Origin of the sequence: Streptomyces sp. NRRL WC-3626 (assembly GCF_000718785.1) — a bacterium.
GTDB lineage: Bacteria > Actinomycetota > Actinomycetes > Streptomycetales > Streptomycetaceae > Streptomyces > Streptomyces edwardsiae.
Genome location: NZ_JOCA01000063.1, coordinates 1 through 346, shown reverse-complemented (window position 1 = coordinate 346; position 346 = coordinate 1). Strand labels below are relative to the sequence as shown.

General features: G+C 69.7%; 1 protein-coding gene. It reads right to left on the bottom strand.

Annotation, left to right across the window (positions count from 1 at the left end):
• Positions 1–346: ABC transporter (locus IF28_RS0135820; RefSeq protein ID WP_030229626.1), on the bottom strand; the 346-nt coding region annotated here is incomplete at both ends.

Here is a 346-nt window from a genome sequence, read left to right as displayed (position 1 = left end):
GGGAAGTGCAGGGCCCGCACCAGCCCGAGGTTCCCGGAGATCGCCCGCACACCGGCGAGCACGGAGCTCTGGGTGAACGTGAACACGAACACGCCCGTCACCAGGAACGGCACGTAGATGTCGTGCGGGATGCCCCGGCGTGCGCCCAGCAGCAGGCCGAAGATGAAGAAGTAGACGGCCGCGTTCAGCAGCGGGGTGGCCACCTGCCACAGCTGGCCGAGCTTGGCCTGGCTGTACTGGGCGGTCAGCTTCGCCCGGGAGAAGGCGAGGATGAAGTGCCGCCGGTCCCAGAGCTGACGGACGTACTCCCGGAGGGTGGGCCGGGCGCCGCTGACCGTGAGGCCGT